16 protein-coding genes are annotated in these 18,212 nt (G+C 61.2%); 11 read left to right on the forward strand and 5 right to left on the reverse strand.

The window, feature by feature from the left end:
- Positions 1-5: 5 nt before the first annotated feature.
- From NKG60_RS02015 to NKG60_RS02030, 4 genes are all read left to right on the forward strand, one after another.
- The gene (locus NKG60_RS02015) at positions 6-1,130 is read left to right on the forward strand and encodes an amino acid ABC transporter permease (protein ID WP_352974060.1); all 1,125 of its coding nucleotides are present in this window, start codon (positions 6-8) and stop codon (positions 1,128-1,130) included.
- A gap of 24 nt (positions 1,131-1,154) precedes the next feature.
- Entirely contained in the window at positions 1,155-1,976 is an 822-nt protein-coding gene (locus NKG60_RS02020) for an amino acid ABC transporter ATP-binding protein (RefSeq protein ID WP_502912287.1), read from the forward strand.
- 7 nt (positions 1,977-1,983) lie between these two features.
- Entirely contained in the window at positions 1,984-3,216 is a 1,233-nt protein-coding gene (locus tag NKG60_RS02025) for a MalY/PatB family protein (RefSeq protein WP_352566382.1), read from the forward strand.
- Between the two features lie 115 nt (positions 3,217-3,331).
- The gene (locus NKG60_RS02030; RefSeq protein ID WP_352668596.1) at positions 3,332-3,511 is read left to right on the forward strand and encodes an aspartate/glutamate racemase family protein; all 180 of its coding nucleotides are present in this window, start codon (positions 3,332-3,334) and stop codon (positions 3,509-3,511) included.
- A gap of 47 nt (positions 3,512-3,558) precedes the next feature.
- On the opposite strand, the gene NKG60_RS02035 is transcribed toward NKG60_RS02030, so the two are convergent.
- Positions 3,559-3,786, reverse strand: a complete 228-nt coding sequence (locus NKG60_RS02035; protein WP_352566386.1) for a GcrA family cell cycle regulator — start codon at positions 3,784-3,786, stop codon at positions 3,559-3,561.
- Between the two features lie 869 nt (positions 3,787-4,655).
- On the opposite strand from NKG60_RS02035, the gene metH reads away from it, so the two are divergent.
- Both metH and NKG60_RS02045 read left to right on the forward strand, forming a co-directional pair.
- Positions 4,656-8,465 (forward strand): methionine synthase, encoded by a 3,810-nt coding sequence (gene metH / locus NKG60_RS02040; RefSeq protein WP_352973954.1) that lies wholly within the window; start codon positions 4,656-4,658, stop codon positions 8,463-8,465.
- A gap of 704 nt (positions 8,466-9,169) precedes the next feature.
- Entirely contained in the window at positions 9,170-10,237 is a 1,068-nt protein-coding gene (locus NKG60_RS02045; RefSeq protein WP_352668601.1) for a cyclic nucleotide-gated potassium channel, read from the forward strand.
- Between the two features lie 46 nt (positions 10,238-10,283).
- Here NKG60_RS02045 and NKG60_RS02050 read toward each other — a convergent pair whose 3' ends face one another.
- Positions 10,284-11,264, reverse strand: a complete 981-nt coding sequence (locus tag NKG60_RS02050; protein ID WP_352973955.1) for a phosphatase PAP2 family protein — start codon at positions 11,262-11,264, stop codon at positions 10,284-10,286.
- Positions 11,265-11,542: 278 nt separating this feature from the next.
- Between NKG60_RS02050 and NKG60_RS02055 the strand changes: the two genes are divergently transcribed.
- On the forward strand, positions 11,543-11,860 hold the full coding sequence (locus tag NKG60_RS02055; RefSeq protein WP_023720727.1) for an ArsR/SmtB family transcription factor: 318 nt from the start codon (positions 11,543-11,545) through the stop codon (positions 11,858-11,860).
- The gene (locus tag NKG60_RS02060) at positions 11,857-12,339 is read left to right on the forward strand and encodes an SRPBCC family protein (protein WP_352668608.1); all 483 of its coding nucleotides are present in this window, start codon (positions 11,857-11,859) and stop codon (positions 12,337-12,339) included. The genes NKG60_RS02055 and NKG60_RS02060 overlap by 4 nt, the downstream gene beginning before the upstream one ends.
- A 191-nt stretch (positions 12,340-12,530) precedes the next feature.
- On the opposite strand, the gene NKG60_RS02065 is transcribed toward NKG60_RS02060, so the two are convergent.
- Complete coding sequence (locus tag NKG60_RS02065; RefSeq protein ID WP_352865196.1) at positions 12,531-12,752, reverse strand: hypothetical protein; 222 nt, start codon at positions 12,750-12,752, stop codon at positions 12,531-12,533.
- 276 nt (positions 12,753-13,028) lie between these two features.
- Here NKG60_RS02065 and mgtE point away from each other — a divergent pair, with 276 nt between their 5' ends.
- Together mgtE and NKG60_RS02075 are read left to right on the forward strand one after the other, a co-directional pair.
- Positions 13,029-14,447: a magnesium transporter gene (gene mgtE, locus NKG60_RS02070; protein ID WP_352567561.1), complete on the forward strand. Its 1,419-nt coding sequence runs from the start codon at positions 13,029-13,031 to the stop codon at positions 14,445-14,447.
- Positions 14,448-14,586: 139 nt separating this feature from the next.
- On the forward strand, positions 14,587-14,973 hold the full coding sequence (locus NKG60_RS02075; protein ID WP_023676566.1) for a MerR family transcriptional regulator: 387 nt from the start codon (positions 14,587-14,589) through the stop codon (positions 14,971-14,973).
- 18 nt (positions 14,974-14,991) lie between these two features.
- On the opposite strand, the gene NKG60_RS02080 is transcribed toward NKG60_RS02075, so the two are convergent.
- Positions 14,992-15,498: a methyltransferase family protein gene (locus NKG60_RS02080; protein ID WP_352865199.1), complete on the reverse strand. Its 507-nt coding sequence runs from the start codon at positions 15,496-15,498 to the stop codon at positions 14,992-14,994.
- 16 nt (positions 15,499-15,514) lie between these two features.
- Positions 15,515-16,513, reverse strand: a complete 999-nt coding sequence (locus NKG60_RS02085) for a heparan-alpha-glucosaminide N-acetyltransferase (RefSeq protein ID WP_352865464.1) — start codon at positions 16,511-16,513, stop codon at positions 15,515-15,517.
- 246 nt (positions 16,514-16,759) lie between these two features.
- Here NKG60_RS02085 and NKG60_RS02090 point away from each other — a divergent pair, with 246 nt between their 5' ends.
- Positions 16,760-17,959 carry an MFS transporter gene (locus NKG60_RS02090; protein WP_352865201.1) on the forward strand — a complete coding sequence of 400 codons (1,200 nt, stop codon included), beginning with the start codon at positions 16,760-16,762 and terminating at the stop codon, positions 17,957-17,959.
- Positions 17,960-18,212: the final 253 nt, after the last annotated feature.

Below are 18,212 nucleotides of genomic sequence, written 5' to 3' on the forward strand. Positions count from 1 at the left end.
AGTCCATGCATTCGCCTTTTGTCAGCGGTGCGCTCATACCAGCGATGGCGCCCCCCGCCGACGTTCGGCCAGGTCCAGTGACCTGGATGAAAAAGAATCTGTTTTCGACGCCAGCTTCAGGCGCGCTGACAATCTGCTTTGTCGTCCTCGCCGTGTGGCTACTGCATCACTTTTTGAGCTTTGCGATCTTCGACGCGGTCTGGAGCGGCGGTCGCGAAGCATGCCGTGCGAACAGCCAAGGAGCTTGCTGGCCTTTCATTGCCGAGAAGTTCGACTACCTGCGATACGGCGCGTACCCGGTTTCCGAGCGGTGGCGCGTGGACCTTGCGCAGGCGATCGGCGCCATCCTCATCGTTTGGCTCCTGTGGACGAAGGCTCCGCGGCGCGAAGTGGCGGCGTTGCTATTCTTCCTCGTCTACCCCATTGCCGCGTTCGTTCTGGTGCGCGGCGTCGCCTGGCTCCATTTGCCTGTCATCGACACGACGCTCTGGGGCGGTCTCTTGATCACGCTGCTGATGTCGATTGTGGGCATCGTCTTCTCGCTTCCGATCGGAGTTATCCTGGCGCTTGGACGCCGGTCGGAACTCCCTTTCGTCAAGACGGTTTGCGTCACATTCATCGAAGTCGTCCGGGGCGTGCCGTTTATCACGGTGTTGTTCATGGCGAACTTCATGATGCCGCTTTTCGTCCCCGACTATCTGACGCCTGATCGTCTGCTGCGCCCGCTCATCGCGATAGCGTTGTTCTCATCCGCCTATATGGCCGAGGTTGTGAGGGCCGGCCTTCAGGCGATCCCGAAGGGCCAATATGAAGCGGCGAAAGCGCTCGGGATCAACTACTTCGACATAATGCGCCTGATCGTCCTCCCCCAGGCGTTGACGATCGTTATCCCGAGCATCGTGTCGACCTTCATCGGCCTGTTCAAGGACACGACGCTGGTCGCCATCGTCGGCATAGCAGATTTCCTGAAGGCCGTCGAAACGGCGCGAGTCGATCCGAACTGGGCAGGCCCGACGATCTCCTCAACCGGCTACCTCTTTGCCGGACTGGTCTACTGGGGCTTTTGCTTTGGCATGTCCCGCTACTCGCAATCGATGGAGCGCCAATTGGCGCGTGGCCACAAATCCTAGGACGAGATGATGATGCCACAAGCAATGCACGCAGCGACGAAGGCAACGCCCTACGGCAAGGCGATGGCCATCGAACTGCGTGGCGTCAATAAATGGTTCGGTTCGTACCATGCGCTCAAGAACATCAACCTCTCGGTGACGCGGGGGCAGCGCATTGTGATCTGTGGCCCCTCCGGGTCGGGCAAGTCGACGATGATCCGCTGCATCAACCATCTCGAGGAGCATCAGTCGGGCGACATCATCGTCAACGGCAAGTTGGTAACCGAGGATCTGCGCAAGATCGACGCAGTGCGCAGCAACGTCGGGATGGTGTTTCAGCACTTCAATCTGTTTCCCCACCTTACGGTGCTTGAGAATTGCACGCTTGCGCCGTTTTGGGTGAGAAAGATGCCGCGGTCGGCCGCTGAGGTATTGGCGCGCCATTATCTCGATCGCGTCAGAATTGCGGAGAAGGCGGAGAGCTACCCAGGGCAGTTGTCGGGTGGCCAGCAGCAACGCGCTGCAATTGCCCGGGCTCTCTGCATGAACTCAAAGATCATGCTTTTCGACGAGCCGACCTCTGCCCTCGATCCGGAGATGGTCAAGGAGGTGCTCGACACGATGGTGTCGCTTGCGAGTGAAGGCATGACGATGCTGTGCGTGACGCATGAGATGGGCTTCGCGCGGGAGGTGGCCGATCGCGTGGTGTTCATGGACCGCGGGGAGATCGTCGAAACCAACACGCCCCATCAGTTCTTCACCAACTCCCGATCGGAACGGGCACGGCAGTTTCTGGCGCAAATCCTCAAAGAGGGACGTCCGCAGAAGCAAAGCGGCTGTAACCGTAGCAACAGATTTTCTAGGTGACTATCAAATGGCTTGTGCAGACACGCCCGCATCGGCGCTTGGGCAACGAAATATCGCGGGAATAGATTTCGACCAAATCCACGACCGCCAGCAATTCGGATCCGCCAAATGGGCCAACCAGTGGGATGAGTTCTCTCCGCAGGTCGAGGGCCAGAACCTGCTGTCCCTATGGACAGCGGATATGGATTTCCGCGCTCCGGAAACCGTCATCGCGCGGCTGCGCGAGGCCGCGGACCATGGCATTTACGGCTACACACGCCGCGATCCGCGCCACTATGAGATCGTGCAATCGTGGTTCGCGCGCCGGCACAACTGGTCGCCGAAAGTGGAGACCTTGCTTCCCGCCCCGGCGATCATGCCTTCGGTCGCTGCGATACTGCGAACCTTCACGAAGCCCGGTGACGGCGTCATTGTGCAGTCGCCCGTGTACTCGCCCTATTTCGAAGTGGTTCAGGGAAACGGGCGGGTTCTGCTTACGAACCGGCTGAGATTGCACAACAACAGATATGAGCTCGATCTGGAGGATTTCGAGAGACTGGCGGCTGGCGGTGCCAAGGCATTCCTGCTGTGCAATCCTCACAACCCTGCCGGAATGGCCTGGACACTCGAAGAATTGGCGGCGCTTAACGACATTTGTGAGCGCCATGGGATCCTGGTCATATCCGACGATATTCACTGCGACATAAGGTTGTCGGATCGCCCCCACATCGTCTTCTCCTCCATCTCGGAAGATGCCGCGGAGAAATCGTTCATCTGCACCGCGCCAACGAAGACTTTCAATCTTGCCGGGGTTCCTTCGGCAACCATTTCAGTTGCCAGCAAAAAGCGCCGCGAGACGCTTCTTGCCGCAATGCAGGCGTCATTCATGGTAAATGCAAACTTTTTCGGCCGCTTGGCCCTGGAGGTTGCCTACAGCAGCGGCGCGCCATGGCTCGACCAACTCACGCGTTACATCGCCAGCAACATTGATCTGGTTTGCGAGTTCGCCGGTGAACACCTTCCAGGCATCACGCCCATGCGGCCCGACGCATCGTTTCTGGTGTGGTTGGACGCGTGCGCGCTCGATCGCAGAGTGGGTGGAATTCAGAAGTTCTTTGTCGATCAGGCCGGGGTCAATCTCTACGACGGCCGCGTCTATGGGCCTGGCGGCGAAGGCTTCATCCGTCTGAATGTCGGCTGCCCGCGTCCTCTGTTGCGCCAAGGGCTGGAGCGCATGTCCAGCGCGCTGGCATCTTTGTGATTGAGCGCAACCAAGCCGGAATGCTGCGAATGCGAATTGCCGTCATCAATCCCAACACGACCGCTTCGTCGCAGCCGCCTTGGCGGTGGCGGGCCCAGGGACCGAGATATTGGGCATGCAGTCCATGGCTGGACCTGAAGCGATCGAAGGGCCATTTGACGGTGAACTCTCCGTACCGGGCCTGCTCAAGCAGGTGGTCGCGGCGGAAATGGACAATGTCGACGCCCATATTATTGCGTGCTTCGAGGCACCATTGCTGATCGACGCCCGCAAGCAGGGGGAAGCCTCAAGGTGATCCACCGGGTGTCTACTCGCAAATTGGCGACCCGCCCGCCGCCTAATTTACGCGGCGCGTCGTTGAGCGAGGACCGAACGGGCCCGACGAGGGTCGACAGCGGTTACGATGCCGTGGTGGTGATCGCAGTAGACGCGGTCCGGCGAAGTTGACCCAGCACAAAAACGGTAACCGCCGGGTACCGACGGGTCTTCGCTTACCGGGAAGCGGCACTGATAGAGGCCTAGCTGAATGAGGGGGACGTCTCTCGAAATTACTCTGATATTTTCAGGCATGGTTTTCAGGTTCCTAGTTCATAGCCATTGCCGGTTGAGGGCCGCAGTGCGACCGCGGCAGGCCAGCTTCTCTCGTTTTGGAGGGCAATGGATCACCATATGGTGTTGGTTGCAGCGTCAATGAAGCCCGACGGCCTGGTTTCTGAAGCCAATAGTTTGCGACTTAAGGCCACAGTTGCCGCTGGGTAGCGTGCGGTTGACAGCGCGAAGGCGGCCCGGCCGCCCATGTTGCCGTACCTCTGATCGTGGCGGTCACTGCCCCCTGGGTTCGTCGGCAGACCGGGCAGGGGTGCCCTTGTGGGCCCCTATCAGGCGCGCCCGACCGACACCTCCTTCTCAGTCCGGGGCCTCCTCATTCGGTTGCGAGCGTTGTATGGCGCGATGCGCCCCAAGACGCTTTCCGTAGGCTGAACCTTGGACGGCCGCTTCGCGCGCAATGTCCGCCCTTGAGGCGATTTTTGCGATTGCCGGATAGCGGACGCTGCAGGCGATTACCCTGGACATCCTAGTTGCGCCATAAGGCGACCTTCATGCCGCTCAAAGCTGCCCTTCGCGCAACGGCTCGAGTCGGACCTATGCCTGAACTTCAGTCGCAGTCCGAAGATCATGAGCAAACTGCCGGCGATCCTATCCAGCCACTTGCGGATCCGCCGTAGAAAGAACTGATCGCAGCGATGGAGAAAACGTCGGCATCGGCCTGACACTTGGCGCGGTCATTTGGGCCGCGGCGGCACCAGCGGCATCATCAGCCTCAGGCCGGCGAAACCGATGCGTGGGGAACAAGGGTGACAAACAGAGCTGGAGGGCGTATGTTGACATAAAGATGTCTTTATGTGACTTGAGTGCGACTGTCGTCTCGAGGATGAAAAATGTCGCAAAGTTCCTCATCGCTGGATGACCTGTTCGGCCCCGCCACAGCAAAGCCCAACGGTTCCGAAGTGCTTGCTGCTCTGACCGCAGCGGTGCACGAACGCATCCTCATCCTTGACGGCGCCATGGGCACGCAGATCCAGGGCCTCGGGTTTGACGAAGACCATTTTCGGGGTGAGGCCTTCGCCGGCTGTGCCTGCCACCAGCATGGCAACAACGATCTGCTGATCCTGACGCAGCCGAGGGCGATCGAGGAGATCCACTATCAGTACGCCATCGCCGGCGCAGATATCCTTGAAACCAACACCTTCTCCTCGACCTCAATCGCCCAGGCCGATTACCGCATGGAGGATGCGGTCTACGCGTTGAACCGCGATGGCGTGCGACTGGTGCGCCGCGCCGCTGTTCGTGCCGAGCAGGAGGACGGCAAGCGCCGTTTCGTCGCCGGCGCGGTCGGGCCGACCAACCGCACCGCCTCGATGTCGCCAGACGTGAACAATCCCGGCTATCGCGCCGTAACCTTCGACGACCTGCGCCTTGCTTATGGCGAGCAGCTGCGCGGCCTGATCGACGGCGGCGCCGACATCATCCTGCTCGAGACGATCTTCGACACACTCAACGCCAAGGCGGCGATCTTCGCCTGCAACGAGATCTTCATCGAGAAGGGCGTGTACCTGCCGGTGATGATCTCCGGCACCATCACCGACCTGTCCGGGCGCACGCTGTCCGGGCAGACGCCGACCGCCTTCTGGCATTCGGTGCGCCATGCCAGCCCCTTCACCATCGGCCTGAATTGCGCGCTCGGCGCCAACGCCATGCGCGCGCATCTGGCAGAGATATCCGGTGTCGCCGATACGTTCACTTGCGCCTATCCGAATGCCGGCCTGCCCAATGAATTCGGCGGGTATGACGAGAGTCCGGAATTCATGGCCGCGCAGATCGAGGATTTCGCGCGCGAGGGATTGGTCAATGTCGTGGGCGGCTGCTGCGGCTCGACGCCCGACCACATCCGCGCCATCGCAGCGGCGGTGAAGAAATATCCGCCGCGAGCTGTTCCCGACATCGAACCGAAGATGCGCCTGTCGGGGCTCGAGCCGTTCACGCTCACCGACGAGATTCCATTCGTCAATGTCGGCGAGCGCACCAATGTCACCGGGTCGGCAAAATTCAGGAAGCTGATCACGGCGGCCGACTATGTCGCCGCGCTCGATATCGCCCGCGACCAGGTCGCCAATGGCGCCCAGATCATCGACATCAACATGGACGAGGGCCTGATCGATTCGAAGAGGGCGATGATCGAGTATCTCAACCTGATCGCGGCCGAACCTGATATCGCCCGTGTTCCCGTGATGATCGACAGTTCCAAATGGGAGATCATCGAAGCTGGCCTGAAATGCGTGCAGGGCAAACCGCTGGTCAACTCCATCTCGATGAAGGAGGGCGAAGAAGCCTTCCTGCATCATGCCCGACTGGTCCGTGCCTATGGCGCGGCGGTGGTCGTCATGGCCTTCGACGAGGACGGCCAGGCCGACACCAAAGCGCGCAAGGTCGCAATCTGCACCCGCGCCTACAAGCTGTTGACCGAGCAGGCCGGATTCCCGCCGGAGGACATCGTTTTCGATCCGAACGTCTTTGCCATCGCCACCGGCATCGAGGAGCACAACAATTACGGCGTCGACTTCATCGAAGCAGCGCGCGAGATCACCACGACGCTTCCCTATGTTCATATTTCGGGCGGCGTGTCGAACCTCTCCTTCTCGTTCCGCGGCAACGAGCCGGTGCGCGAGGCCATGCATGCGGTGTTCCTCTACCACGCCATCCAGGCGGGCATGGACATGGGCATCGTCAATGCCGGACAGCTTGCCGTCTACGACACCATCGATCCGGACCTGCGCGACGCCTGCGAGGATGTCGTCAACAACCGTGAGCCGAAAGGTGGTAGCACGGCGACCGAGCGCATGCTGGAACTTGCCGAGCGCTTCAAAGGCACGGCTGGCAAGGAGGCGCAGGAGCGCGATCTCGCCTGGCGCGACTGGCCGGTCGAACAGCGCATTTCGCATGCGCTGGTCAACGGCATCACCGAATTCATCGACGCGGACACGGACGAGGCGCGGGGTGCGGCCGAGCGTCCACTGCATGTCATCGAAGGTCCGCTGATGGCGGGCATGAATGTCGTCGGCGACCTGTTCGGCTCCGGCAAGATGTTCCTGCCGCAAGTGGTGAAGTCCGCCCGCGTCATGAAGCAGGCCGTTGCCGGCCTGCTCCCCTACATGGAGGCGGAGAAGCTGGCGAACGCCGCCAACGGCATCGACAATGGCGAGCGCCAGACCGCAGGAAAGATCCTGATGGCGACGGTGAAGGGGGATGTCCACGACATCGGCAAGAACATCGTCGGCGTGGTTCTGGCGTGCAACAATTATGAGATCATCGACCTCGGCGTCATGGTGCCGGCGACGAAGATCCTGCAGACGGCGCGCGAGCAGCAGGTCGACATCATCGGCCTGTCCGGCCTGATCACGCCGTCGCTAGACGAGATGGCGCATATGGCGGCCGAGATGGAACGCGAAGGCTTCGACATTCCGCTGCTGATTGGCGGCGCGACCACCAGCCGCGTGCACACGGCGGTCAAGATCCATCCACGCTACACCAGCGGCCAGACGGTCTACGTCGCCGATGCCAGCCGCGCGGTCGGCGTTGTTTCGGCGCTGCTGTCGAACGAGGCCAAGGCCGGCTACGTCGACAACGTCCGCGCCGAATACAAGAAGGTTGCCGATGCGCATGCGCGCAGCGAAGCCGACAAGCAGCGCCTGCCGCTGGCGCGGGCGCGGGCCAACGCGCACAAGGTCGACTGGTCGGCCTATGTGCCGCCGAAGCCGTCCTTCCTTGGCGTCAAAGTCTTCGAAGGCTGGGATCTGGCCGAGCTCGCTCGCTATATCGACTGGACGCCGTTCTTCCAGACCTGGGAGTTGAAGGGTCGTTATCCCAAGATCCTCGAGGACGAGGCGCAAGGGCCGGCGGCACGCCAGCTTTTCGAGGACGCCCAGGCGATGCTGAAGAAGGTCATTGCCGAAAAATGGTTCGCGCCCAAGGGCGTGATTGGCTTCTGGCCGGCGAATACCGTCGGCGACGACATCAGGCTGTTCACGGACGATAAGCGCTCGCAGGAACTGGCGACCTTCTTCACCTTGCGCCAGCAACTGGCCAAGCGAGACGGCAGGGCCAATGTCGCGCTGTCGGATTTCGTCGCGCCCGCCGACAGCGGTAAAGCCGACTATCTCGGCGGCTTCATCGTCACCGCCGGCATCGAGGAAGTGGCGATCGCCGAGCGCTTCGAGCGGGCGAACGACGATTATTCCTCGATCATGGTCAAGGCGCTGGCCGACCGTTTCGCCGAAGCCTTCGCCGAGCGCATGCATGAGAAGGTGCGCAAGGAGTTCTGGGGTTACGCGCCCGACGAGAACCTGGCACCGGACGACCTGATCGGCGAACCTTATCGCGGCATCCGCCCGGCGCCCGGCTATCCAGCGCAGCCCGACCACACCGAGAAGGCGACGCTGTTTCGCCTGCTCGACGGCGAGCGCAATGCGGGCGTCAGCCTGACCGAAAGCTATGCGATGTGGCCGGGCTCTTCCGTGTCGGGCATTTATCTCGCCCATCCCGAAAGCTATTATTTCGGCGTCGCCAAGATCGAACGCGACCAGGTCGAGGATTATGCTAGCCGTAAGGCGATGCCAATCGCCGATGTCGAGCGCTGGCTGGGCCCCGTTCTCAACTATGTGCCGGCACACTATGCCGAGGCGGCTGAATAGTGGGAACGGCGGCATCGTAAATTCCTGCCTTCTAAATCTCCGCTGCCTTTTCGACCGGATGGCTTTCGACAGTTTCTTCTGCTCCTTCCTTGCCAAGCGTTTGAGGTAGGCAAAAGACTCTTGAAGCGGGCGGGTTTCGGCCTTCGTAAGAAGGGCTACTTAGCTGGTGCCGGGTCCGCATCGTGCGATACGGACTGAGATACAAACTGTGATACAAATCGCTACGGAATTCAACCAAAAACCCCTTTAAAATCAACGCGGGAGGCGGTGCAGCGTTGCATCTCGACCGCACCAATTACATTCGAAAGCGGAATCTCTTACCCGAGCACGGCAGGGAGCGCCCTTGTCAGGGCACGTGCTTTTTGCCTGATTGCGGTCGCGAGTTTGGTCGATGCGAAGTGGCCATCGGCGGCATGGCCATCTACCGACAAGCGCACATAATTATTCGATTATTCGCCACCAGGCGTCCGGTCGCCCACCAGATCACCGACACAACGATGATCGATGCGTAGCCGTCCACGGCATAGTGCCAGCCAGTGGACACCGATCCGTACAGGATCAGGGCTGCGTTGTAGCCTGTCTGTTCACTTTCCCGGACATCTGAGTTCACCGTTGGTGATGAACATCGCAGCGAAAGTAAGCACCTTTGCGCTTACCTTGAAGGCATCCTACTCTGGAGGATAGTAGCCGCTCGTGAGCATAGAATGTCGGTACTGCCTTTCTTAAGAATTTACGCACCGCTCAACGCGCTGCTGGCTGCGACTGGGCTCGTGGCGGTGGCTGCGCTCACGACACCGGATATGTCCGGACGAAGCAGACTGGCTCTGGCTACCGTGCTTGCGGTCATTTGGGGCGTCTATCTCCTGCAACTGGCTGAGACGGTCCTCAAGCGCCGGGCGGGAGACGTTCGGGTCAGGACGCCGGCAATTGCCATTGATATGCTCGCGGTTTTGGTTCCACTCGCCGCATTTCTGCTCGTCGGCACGCCTGACCGGAGCCTCTACTGTGCTGTCTGGCTGCTGAAACCGCTGCGCGACTCGACTTTCTTCCCGCTGCTGGGCAGGATCCTGGCCAACGAAGCGCGTAACCTGATCGGCGTCACCACGGTCTTCAGCATCGTTCTGTTCGGTGTTTCGCTCGCGGCCTATGTCATCGAGCGCGACGTCCAACCGGAAAAGTTCGGAAGCATCCCTCAGGCAATGTGGTGGGCGGTGGTCACGCTGTCTACTACCGGCTATGGCGACGCTATTCCGCAAAGCTTCGCCGGCCGCGTCCTTGCCGGGGCGGTCATGATGAGTGGCATCGGCATCTTCGCGCTCTGGGCTGGCATTCTTGCCACAGGCTTTTATCAAGAAGTCCGTCGCGAGGATTTCGTCCGCAATTGGCAATTGATCGCCGCCGTGCCGTTGTTTCAGAAGCTCGGCCCGGCCACACTAGTCGAGATCGTGCGCGCATTACGACCCCGCATCGTGCCGGCGGGCGCTGTGATCTGCCGCAATGGCGAGACCGGTGATCAGATGTTCTTCGTCGTGGAGGGGCGCGTCAGCGTCGCGACGCCGAACCCGGTGGAGCTGGGCCCTGGCGCCTTCTTCGGCGAGATGGCGCTGATCACCGGCGAACCGCGCTCGGCGACCGTCAGCGCCACAACGGTGGTCTCACTCCTGTCGCTGCACGCGGCGGATTTCCAGATGCTGTGCAGCAGCAGCCCGGAGATCGCAGAAATCATCCGCAAGACCGCACTCGAGCGGCGCGGTGCGGCGCCTAAGGGTTGACCGTACTAGGTGTTCGGCGTGGCCATCTATCCACAAGCGCACATAATTATTCGCGCACCAGGCGTCCAGTCGCCCACCAGATCACCGACACAACAACGATCGATGCGTAGCCGTCCACGGCATAGTGCCAGCCAGTGAACACCGATCCGTACAGGATCAGGGCTGCAAAGGTCCAACCCAGAACGCCAAGCCAGCGATTGATCGATGACAGCAAATAGGCGTTCAATGCGGCAAAGGCGACATGCATGCTTGGCATGGCCGAGATGCCGCCGCCGAGACTTGGCCGGCCGCTCTGGTAAGCCATCAGGAGATATGCCGCGGGTTCCCGCACCATGTAACTATGGTCCAGTCTGTCCAAGGCTGCATTCAATCCGTGGAAGCGATCCACGCCAACAAAGTGGTGGTAGTAAACCGGTCCGACCGATGCCAGCGCCAGGGCCAAGACCGTTCCGAGAACGCACAACGTCAGCGCTGCTGCGCAGAGATAGCGGATGCGGGCAATCTCGTCCGACCAGAGCGACACGAAAAGGATGGTGCCGAACCACTGGTAAAACCAAATGACTTCATAGCTGTTGAAGACGACGAACGACCAATTGTTGCTGTCGAGCTTATGGACGATCTCCCATGGCGGCATCCCGTGCAGCCATTCATCAGCGTCGGCCAACCAGTTGTCGGCATAGTATGGGACGACGGACGGGATGGCGATCTTGTAGGTAGAGAACGCGGTCAAGCTGGCAAAGAAGAACAGCAGCACCAGCAGACAGCCGCGCCAGCGCCCTTGAACCAAATCCAGTGCGTAGCGAACCGGTTGCCGCCGGCCATGGATTAGCGCGGCACAACAGACGCCACCGATAAACAACACCGGAATGCCAACAAGAAACTTGTGAGAATAGATTGAGGCTGACGTATAGAATACTTCTGGATATAGTGCAGATGCGCCTAAAACGTATGTCGCCATGAACAGGGAGAGGCGCAATTGCCATATGGCGGAGGGCCTGTAGCGAGAGGCTTCCGTGGTGAGGGCCAAACCAATTTACCCGTTCTTAACGTTTCGCCGGAGAGACACATACCCGATAAGGTAAAAACCTTGCCGCCGGGTTTACTTTTTCCCCGGTGATCGACATTTGCCGTCCGGCCCGCACGCGGGTGGATTGTTTCCCTGAGCAATCTTGCATCCGCGTTGCTGTCCATGCCCCCTTGTGAAGGAACGCCCCCGAGCCTCGGGGGCCGAACCGGCCGGGTGTTTAAACACCGGTCCACCGCTCCCTCAGTTGACGTATCATAAGTTTTAGCTTATCATAAGTCATGGTTTATGATTATGCAGGAATGGTGGCGTTGGCCGATCCGACGCGCCGCAAGGTGTTCGAGCTCATTGCCGATCGGCCACGCTCGGTCATCGATCTGACGCGAGTGCTTCCGGTCTCGCAGCCGGCCGTATCGCAGCACCTCAAGGTCTTGAAGGAGGCCCGGCTGGTCCGCGCAGAGCCCAAGGGTGCCAGCAACATCTATCATCTCGACCCGCATGGGCTCGGCGAGATGCGCGCCTGGCTCGACCGCATGTGGGGCGATGCGCTCGACGCCTTCAAGCGGGAAGTCGACAACAGCAAGGAGAAGAGGAAATGACGACCATGATCAAGCCCGCGCCGGTCAGGAAGTCGGTTACGGTGGAGGTGCCGCTCGACAAGGCATTCGATGTGTTCACCACAGGATTCGGGCGCTGGTGGCCGGCTTCGCACTCGATCGGCAAATCCGCCCTGACGACCGCGGTGATCGAACCGAAAGCCGGCGGCCGCTGGTACGAGATCGGCGAGGATGGGTCACAATGCGATTGGGGCGAGGTTCTCGCCTGGGATCCGCCGTCCAGGCTGACGCTCGCCTGGCGCATTGGAGCCGGCTGGCGCTACGATCCGGCATTGCTGACCGAAGTCGAGATTCGCTTTGTCGCGCTCGGCGAGAACGCGACGCGTGTGGAACTCGAGCACAGGCTTCTGGAGAACATGGGCGAAACCGCAGAGGCAATGCGCCAGGCTTTCGAATCCGAGGGTGGCTGGAGCGGTCTCCTGGACCGCTATGCGGCTGAGGCCAAGCGCCACGCCGCCTGATCGGGAATACCAGCGAGGCCGTCGCACCGTCGGCCTCGCCTCATTCCCGGTGCAGCATGTGCCGCTCTGCCCGGCCACTGGGACCAATATTGTTGGGTGAACGATGCCCCCAACCGGAACGGCGGGCACACCCACACCTAGCGTTGTCGCAGGCCACCCGGCGGTTGGTCCGCGGCGGTACCAGAGCTGGATTACCGGTGCTTCTCGACGAAGGCCTTGCAGGCGGGTGACAACTGCTCGATCATGCTCTGAAGGTCGCATTTGCCGATCGGTGTCATTGGGCAAAGCCGTTTGTAGTCAGGCTTGCATTCCTTGCCCTGAAAAGATTTGAAGGCCTTTGCCTCGGCGGTAATCGGGCTCAAAACTATTCCCGAACAAACCAACGCAAGGCTGGTAAACAGATACTTCCCCATAAACACCCTCCATTTATTAGTGATAATTATAGAGATACTAAATTAGAATTATCTAATTTTCAATCTTGAATTATCAACCTTGGGCAACCGGCAGCTCGCAAGGTGGTCTGATATCCGTCCGTTGCGCACAGAGAGGCCGATTCTCAAGCGAATCATGCCGCCGCTCCATCTTTGTGTTCGACCAAGATCTTTTCGGAAAACCGGTTTCCACTTTTCAGGATCATGGTCTAGACCTGACAGGCACCTTATCCGGAAATCCGATGGCTGGAGGCGCTGGTGGAAGGCCAGGACGAACATATGACCGGCGCCAGGGCGGCCGAGGAGCGCCGCGCCGACATCTATGACGAGGACGGCGTCATCCTCTCGTCGTTCCTCGCCCAGATCGGTGCCGCGATCGCCGATCGCGATACACTGACGCTGAAGCGTGAAGTCGACGATCTGCACCAGTCGGAACTCGGTCACCTGCTCGAGGCCCTGCACCCGGAACAGCGGCGCGCGCTGGTCGAATTGCTGGGCAAGGATTTCGACTTTTCCGCGCTGACCGAGGTCGACGAGGCGATCCGCCGCGACATCGTCGACAGTCTGCCCAATGCGCAGATCGCTCAAGGTGTGCAGGATCTCGATTCCGACGATGCCGTCTACATTCTCGAAGACCTCGACCAGGAGGACCAGGACGAGATCCTGTCGCAGCTGCCGTTCACCGAGCGGATCAGGCTGCGGCGCTCGCTCGATTATCCCGAAGAGACCGCCGGCCGCCGCATGCAGACGGAGTTCGTCGCGGTGCCGCCCTTCTGGACGATCGGCCAGACCATTGACTACATGCGCGAGGACAACAATCTTCCTGACCGTTTCAGCCAGATCTTCGTCATCGATCCGAGCTTCAAGCTGCTCGGCGCCATCGACCTCGACCAGATCCTGCGCACCAAGCGCTCGGTCAAGGTCGAGGAAGTCATGCATGAGACCAGGCATGCCATCCCGGCCACCATGGACCAGGAGGAGGCGGCGCGCGAATTCGAACAATACGATCTTCTGTCCGCTGCCGTCGTCGACGAGAACGAGCGGCTGGTCGGCGTGCTGACCATCGACGACGTCGTCGACGTCATCCAGCAGGAGGCCGAGGAAGATCTGCTGCGCATGGGCGGCGTCGGCGACGAAGAACTCTCGGACAGCATCTTTTCGACCTCGCGCTCGCGCGTACCCTGGCTGCTGGTCAATCTTCTGACGGCTTTCCTGGCTGCCTCGGTGATCGGCCTGTTCGACCGCACTATCGAGCATATCGTGGCGCTGGCGGTGCTGATGCCGATTGTCGCCGGCATGGGCGGCAATGCCGGCTCGCAGACCATGACGGTCACGGTGCGGGCGCTGGCGACCAGGGACCTCGACATCTACAATGCCGGCCGCATCATCCGCCGCGAAATCGGGGTGGGCTTCATCAACGGCATCATCTTCGCCATCCTGATCGGCCTCGTCGCTGCTGCCTGGTTCCACGATCGCAATCTCGGCGGCATCATCGCGGCTGCGATGATCATCAACATGTTCGTGGCGGCTCTGGCGGGCATCCTGATCCCGCTGCTGCTCGACCGCTTCAAGATCGACCCGGCTGTGGCTTCGGCGGTTTTCGTCACCACGGTCACCGATGTCGTCGGCTTCTTTGCCTTTCTCGGGCTTGCCACATGGTGGTTCGGCGTAAGCTGAACGGCACCTCAATTGACTTTTACGTAAATGTCGTGCGAGGCTTTGGAAGGTGCCTTGTACGCCGATTCTGGTGCGCGCCCGGGCGCCGGCGGCGCCGGCCAGTTGGAACTCGCGGCGTGGCCGGGGCATTGGAGTGACGATGCGGGAATATTATTCGATCACGGAGCTGACCCGCGAATTCGACGTGTCGACGCGGACGTTGCGCTTCTACGAGGACGAAGGGCTGGTGCAGCCGGTAAGGCGCGGCCGCACCCGGCTGTTCCGTCCGTCGGACCGGCATCTCATCCGCCAGATCATGCGCGGCAAGAGGCTCGGCTTCTCGATCAACGAGATCCGCGAAATCATCCAGATGTACAGGGAGCCGCCCGGCGAGGTCGGCCAGCTCAAATTGATGATCAAGCGCATCGAGGAAAAGCGCGAGGATTTGCGCCAAAAACGCCGCGACCTCGAAGAGACCCTGGCCGAGCTCGACCAGGCCGAGGAGTCCTGCGTCGAGCGGCTGGTGGAACTCGGCGTCACCACCTAAGCCGGCGTCAGCCTCGGCTCAAATCCAGCGCCGCACCCTTTTGGCGTAGTCCCGGTATTTCTTGCCGAATTTGGCCGTCAGCACCTTCTCCTCGCTCTCGATCGTCAGCTTCTGCGTCAGGAACGCCGCGATGACCGCCAGCGGCAGGAACCAGGCGATCCCAGTGACAAAGGCGAGGCTGACCAGCAGCAGCGTGTTGGCGAGGTAGATCGGGTTGCGGCTGACGGCGAAGGGTCCGGCGGTCACCAGATGGTCCGGCACGCCGTTCGGGTTGAGCGTCGTCTTGGCGCGGATCATGGTGCGAATTGCCGTGAACCAGAGCGCGGCGACCGCCACCAACCCTACAAGGCCGGCGGCGAACAGGATGTCGCCGAGAAGATCGCCGATCCACGGCAGCGGATAGAACAGCCCTAGCGCGACGCTGATGATGATGGCGGCGATATAGATCAGCGGCGGCCATGGGATGTGCCCCAGCTTCGGCTGCCCAGGATTTTGCTGCACGGGTTTCGGGTGACTGTCGCTCATTATTGTCCTCCCTCGATTAGCGCGTTCCCGGTTCCGCCGCCTCGGTTTGGGCGGTGCAGGTGCCGGCGAGCTCGCCAATATGCGCCTTCCACTCCGGGGACTGGTCGTTGCTGTAGAGCCGGCCAAGCGAGGCTTCGCCCTGGAGAGTGTCCAGCATGCAGGCACAATAGCTGGAGCAGAACTCGGTGTCGCGTGCCTGCTCGCAGGATACCTGGCAGGATTTCAGAAAACTCACCTCCCTGGTTTCGGCCTGCGCCGGCATGAATTGCGAAAACAGCCAGACCGAGCCGATCAGCACCGGCTGATGGATCAGATAGAAGGCAAGGCTGTGCCGGCCGATGAAGACCAGCGGGTTTGCCCAGCGGCCCGGCGTCAAGGCCGACAGCCGCGTCAGCGCGCCGGAGGTGGCGGCGAGCTTGGTAACCGCGATGCCGGCAAGTACGGCGCCGAACCAGGGCAGCAGCGGAACGTAGTCGTTGGAGCGCGGGTTGGTCGCCGACAGGCCGACCCACCACAAAGCCGGATGATCGAAAAGCTCGGATCGCAGGTAGAAAGGCGCGGCGATAACGAGGGCCGCCCCGGCAAGCGTCAGCAGCGCCGGGAGCCGCAGGAACGCCAGGCCGAGCAGGCTGGCGAGCGCGATCTCGTGCAATATGCCGAAGAAGATGAAGCCGTCGGGCATGCCGATGCGGGTGACCAGCGATATTGCGAGCGCTGCCCCGGCAACCATGGCGAAGCGCTTCCAGAAGCCGGTCCAGCGGATTTTTTTGCCATGGGCGAGATAGAGGCTGATGCCGACCAGGAACAGGAAGCTCGAGGCGATGCAGCGCGCGTAGATTTTCCACCAGCCGAAGGCGGTGAGGCCGGGATCGGTGTAGCCGAAGAATTCGAGGTCCCAGGTGAAATGATAGCTCGCCATGGCAAGCAATGCGATGCCGCGTGCTATGTCGATAGCGGCGATGCGCGTCGACTTCGGTTGATCCTGAACGGCTGCGCTCGGCGTGTCGATGCTCATGATCTCGCTGTGTTGGTTCAGCCCCGGCAAGACGACTATCACGGTTGCCACCGTCAAAAGAAGCAGGGCCTTGCGTCGCGTTGGTGCCGGTCGGCATCAGAGCTGCTTTAGGCCAGAGCCGGAAAGCCTTTGGCCGGCTTCGCTTTTTGCCGTGAAGGCGTCGGTTTCCTGTTACCCGGCAAGGAATCGCCGCGGCAGATTTGTGCTCCAAGCCCTGCTTCGGGCGATTCTGCTTCGGGGAAAGCAATGGCTACCCATGTGCGCCATCCGATCTGGCTTGCGGCCTTGCGGCCGGCGGATGCCCGCACCTTCGCCTCGCTTTATGCGGTCGAATCCTTCGCGCGCGCCACCGTATCCAGCGTCATCCCGATCCAGGCCTACGAGATCCTGCACAACGAGCAGATCGTTTCGATCCTCTACACGATCGTGGCGATGCTCGGCCTGTCGGCGACGCTGTTCATGCCGATGCTGATCGCCCGCTTTGCCCGGCGCTGGGTCTATACCGCCGGCGCCTGCCTGCTGGCCGCCGGTTCGCTGTTCTTGGTCACCCATACGCTGGCCGGCCAGGTGGTCGGCATGCTCTGCCGCGTCGTCGGCGCCGGCGCGCTGGCGATCACGCTCAACCTCTACATCATGGACCATATCCGCAAGACCGATTTCATGCAGGCCGAGTCGCTGCGCATGGCGTGGTCGATGCTTGCCTGGACCGCCGGGCCGACGCTCGGCATTTTCCTCTACACGCGTTTCGGCATCTATGCCGCGCATGGCGCGGTGGCCGTCTTCGCCATGGCGTTGCTGGCGCTGTTCTGGACTTACCGGCTTGGCGACAATCCGTCGATCCGCCCCGGCAAGACGCGGCCGGTCAATCCGCTGGCCAATATCGGCCGCTTCGTCGCGCAGCCAAGGCTGAGGCTGGCCTGGCTGATCGCCTTCGGCCGCTCCTGCTTCTGGACGACATTCTTCGTCTATGGGCCGCTGTTCATGGTGATCACCGGCGAGGGCAAGCTCGCCGGCGGCCTCTTGGTTTCGGCCGGCAATGCGCTTTTGTTCATGGCCATCTTCTGGGGCAGGGCAGGAAAGCGTTTCGGCGGCCGGCGGACTATGACGTTCGCCTATTTCGCGATGTCGGCAACGCTGCTGGCGGCCGGTGCCGTCGGCGAGGCCGCACCGCTGGTCACCGGCGCGTTGCTGCTTTGCGGTGCCTTCTTCACCATCGCGCTCGATGCGCTGGGCTCGACCGCCTTCATGCGCTCGGTGCGCTCGTATGAGCGGGCACAGATGGCGGCGGTCTACCGCACCTATCTCGACTTTTCCGAGCTGACGCCGCCGCTGGTCTATTCCGTGGTGCTGGCGTTTTTCGGACTGGGCGCGGTTTTCGCGACACTCGGCCTGCTGGCGGCGATCTGCAGCTTCGTCACGTGGCGCTATCTGCCCAAATCGCTTTGATGTTCGAGCGCCGCATGGCGCTCGCGCACCCAGTTGTGGAAGCGGTGCAAATCATATTCCTCCGGCATCAGCACGCCGGCTTTGTGGCGCATCGAGCGCAATTCTCCCCCTATCGCGACCGGGAGAAAGGGGCTGACCGCACCGTCGGCGCACCATCGACACCTTGGCGATTGGCGAAACTGCCGACAACAGCGCCCCTCTCCCCGTCACTATACAGGGAGAGGATGCTGGCAGGCAGGTGAGGGCAGCGCAA

It is taken from the genome of Mesorhizobium sp. M1428, from assembly GCF_040317515.1.
Lineage (GTDB): Bacteria > Pseudomonadota > Alphaproteobacteria > Rhizobiales > Rhizobiaceae > Mesorhizobium.